Source organism: Shewanella sp. 10N.286.52.B9 (genome assembly GCF_002873635.1).
Taxonomy (GTDB): Bacteria; Pseudomonadota; Gammaproteobacteria; order Enterobacterales; family Shewanellaceae; genus Shewanella.
In genome coordinates this window covers 1-2,674 of sequence record NZ_MCTY01000002.1, presented here as the reverse complement: position 1 = coordinate 2,674, position 2,674 = coordinate 1, and the positions used below count along the sequence as shown (strand labels likewise).

5 protein-coding genes are annotated in these 2,674 nt (G+C 38.9%); 1 reads left to right on the top strand and 4 read right to left on the bottom strand.

Features of this window, described 5'->3' with window-relative positions:
* Positions 1–36 precede the first annotated feature (36 nt).
* From BCU91_RS00270 to BCU91_RS00260, 3 genes are all read right to left on the bottom strand, one after another.
* On the bottom strand, positions 37–429 hold the full coding sequence (locus BCU91_RS00270) for a VOC family protein (protein ID WP_102476242.1): 393 nt from the start codon (positions 427–429) through the stop codon (positions 37–39).
* A gap of 83 nt (positions 430–512) precedes the next feature.
* Positions 513–932: a VOC family protein gene (locus BCU91_RS00265; RefSeq protein ID WP_102530664.1), complete on the bottom strand. Its 420-nt coding sequence runs from the start codon at positions 930–932 to the stop codon at positions 513–515.
* A gap of 27 nt (positions 933–959) precedes the next feature.
* A complete protein-coding gene (locus BCU91_RS00260; RefSeq protein ID WP_102476241.1) occupies positions 960–1,202 on the bottom strand; it encodes a hypothetical protein in 243 nt (80 codons plus the stop codon).
* A gap of 115 nt (positions 1,203–1,317) precedes the next feature.
* Here BCU91_RS00260 and soxR point away from each other — a divergent pair, with 115 nt between their 5' ends.
* Entirely contained in the window at positions 1,318–1,767 is a 450-nt protein-coding gene (soxR, locus tag BCU91_RS00255; protein WP_102438202.1) for a redox-sensitive transcriptional activator SoxR, read from the top strand.
* A 234-nt stretch (positions 1,768–2,001) separates the two neighbouring features.
* Here the strand turns inward: soxR and BCU91_RS00250 are convergent, their stop codons facing one another.
* The gene (locus tag BCU91_RS00250; protein ID WP_102438204.1) at positions 2,002–2,469 is read right to left on the bottom strand and encodes an Hsp20 family protein; all 468 of its coding nucleotides are present in this window, start codon (positions 2,467–2,469) and stop codon (positions 2,002–2,004) included.
* Positions 2,470–2,674: the final 205 nt, after the last annotated feature.

Genomic DNA, 2,674 nt, shown 5'->3' with positions numbered 1-2,674 from the left:
GTTAATGGTTAATGGTTAATTGTTAATTGTGAATGGTTATTTATCACGAATAGTCACTCGCCACGGTGGATTTAATCGATTCTCTCCTGCCCAATACAGCTTTATCTTATTACCTGCAGGATCAAACAGCCTTGCTTCACGCCATAAATAGTCTTGATCTGTGGGCAAAGTTTCAAATTCGATGCCTTTTTTAATCAGCTGATTAACCCATTCATCTAGTTGCTCATGTTCAAAATAGATAACGGTTCGGTTATCACTCATATTCAATTGCAGCTCATCTAAGGTTAATGAAAAACTGGCCTCACCATCAGGACACATAAAACGAGCGTAATGGGCAGTATTAACGATTTGAGTAAAACCGAGAGTTAAATAAAACTCACAGGCTTTAGTCATATTATTAACCGTTAAGGTAACTTGATTAAGATGCATACTGACTCCGACTTAAGATAAATCTCCAACTAATACTGTTCGTTTTTACTGTTGCTTATACTATTTATAAGCGCCAATGAAACTTAAACATAACGATTTCGTTCACTGGGAATATCCGTTAAATACTGGACAAACTCTACCTCAATGCCATCAGGGTCAAGATAATAAATACTGTCAGAGTAAGTATCTTCACGGCCTTTAATCGCTATTTCAAAACCAGCTTGCTCCATTCTTGCCATTAAACTTTTAAGATCTGACACCACATAAGCAAAATGGGCTAAGCCTAAATCATAACCTTCATTGGGACGCATTTTTCCTTTACCGCCATCGTTAAGCGATAAGTAATTATATTCATCACCAAAGTGCAGCCATTTACGCTGCACCCCATGCCACTCACCTTCACCACCGCCGCGAACTTGCCAATGGGGAAAAGCTGCCCGATAAAACGCTAAGCTAGCGTCTAAATTTTGTACTACTAAATTTAAATGCTCTAATCGCATAATCATATTCCATGTTTTAAAAAGCTGACATTACTTATTAATCATCACTTGATTGAATAGGGTTCGGCTTAGTTCAATAACCGCTGTGATTGCGTTTTCTGCTGACAAATCATGATTCTTAGCGCCACTTGGGGAGCGGCTTGGGTCATCTGAAGCATCATAAGCTTGCTCAGTGACCACTTCCTTAGAGGGTTTGATTACTGTGGTAACCGGAGTTGTTGTTCGATGACTGAATGTATTCACTTGTTCAGTTTTAAAAATTAAATACGTCATTTTGCCTCCTGCATTGCAACGATTTTTAAATCAACTTGTTGTAATATAGTGCCACTATAAAACCTCAACCTTGGTTGAGGTAAAGTATTATTTTTACTGTAATAGGAATATTTTGATGCTTGATGAAATGGATTTAACAGTCGGGCAAGTGGCCAAGCGTTGCGGCATAAAAGTCTCAAGCCTGCATTTTTATGAATCAAAAGGCTTGATCACCAGTTTGCGCAATCAAGGCAATCAGCGCCGCTATCGCCGAGATGTGATCAGGCGGATATCCGTGATAAAAGCCGCCCAAACCATGGGAATAAGCTTGCAGGATATCAAGCAGGCATTTAGCCACCTTCCCAATGAACGCACCCCAACCCCTGAAGACTGGGCGTTGCTATCGACCAAGTGGCAAAATCAGTTAACTAGAAAAATCAATTATTTGACTAATTTACGTGACTCTCTAGATGGCTGTATTGGTTGTGGATGTTTATCAATGAAAAACTGCCCCATATACAATCCTAATGATGAACTGGGTAACAATGATGCTGGTGCGGTCATTTTAGATAGAGCGCTTAAATAGGGGCTTGTGACTTTTACGAGCAGTGCTTTTATTGAAAGCGACGTTATCGCGAAGTGCTTTTGTTGAGAGTGACTTTAATGTGGGATCAATAATGTGGCGTCAATTTGTTGTGAGGGGCTTTATAAACAGTCATAAGGCAAAAAGCCCAACTAGGAAAATGAATCTAGTTGGGCAAAAATCAGGGAAGAGATGAAACTAGTGCCCTTTATTATTTACCTAAAGGGCGGTAACGCATTAACTTTCAATCGTATTACTGGTAGCGCTGCGCGCAGAATTGATTTGAATTTTACGTGCTTTTAACGCTTCAGGGATTTCTCTTACTAAATCAACATTTAATAAACCATTTTCTAATTCAGCACCAACAACCTTGACATGGTCTGCTAACTGGAAAGTGCGCTCAAATCCACGCTCAGCGATACCTTGATGTAAGTATTTACGTTCATCGTTTACTGCAGCCACTTTACTGCCTTTGATAAGTAACTTGTCACCTTCGCTAGTGATATCAAGTTCTTGCATACTAAATCCAGCAACCGCCATAGTGATACGGTAGCGATTTTCGCCAAGTAATTCGATGTTGTATGGAGGGTAACCGGTGTTACCATTTTGTACTGCGGCGTGTTCAGCCATTTTAGCTAAACGATCAAAACCAATCGCACTACGATAAAGAGGAGTTAAATCTGGAGTTAAATTAAATTTACGCATTGTCATATCCTTGTCTAAAGCAATATGTGAAAAATAAAATGCCATTATTGGCTGTTTGTCATTACCCTTGCGGCGTAATGCTAGTTAGTACCTCTATTGAGCGTGCCTAACTTACAACTAGATATGAGAACGATATTTTATTTTTCAAGTAAATTAGCAAAAATAATTTTTCCTTCAGCCAATTAATTTAAATATAACCATTAAT

Coding starts and splice junctions, on each gene's coding strand:
- BCU91_RS00270 (WP_102476242.1), bottom strand. CDS start 429: ATGCATCTTAATCAAGTTACCTTAACGGTTAATAATATGACTAAAGCC.
- BCU91_RS00260 (WP_102476241.1), bottom strand. CDS start 1,202: ATGACGTATTTAATTTTTAAAACTGAACAAGTGAATACATTCAGTCAT.
- soxR (WP_102438202.1), top strand. CDS start 1,318: ATGCTTGATGAAATGGATTTAACAGTCGGGCAAGTGGCCAAGCGTTGC.
- BCU91_RS00250 (WP_102438204.1), bottom strand. CDS start 2,469: ATGCGTAAATTTAATTTAACTCCAGATTTAACTCCTCTTTATCGTAGT.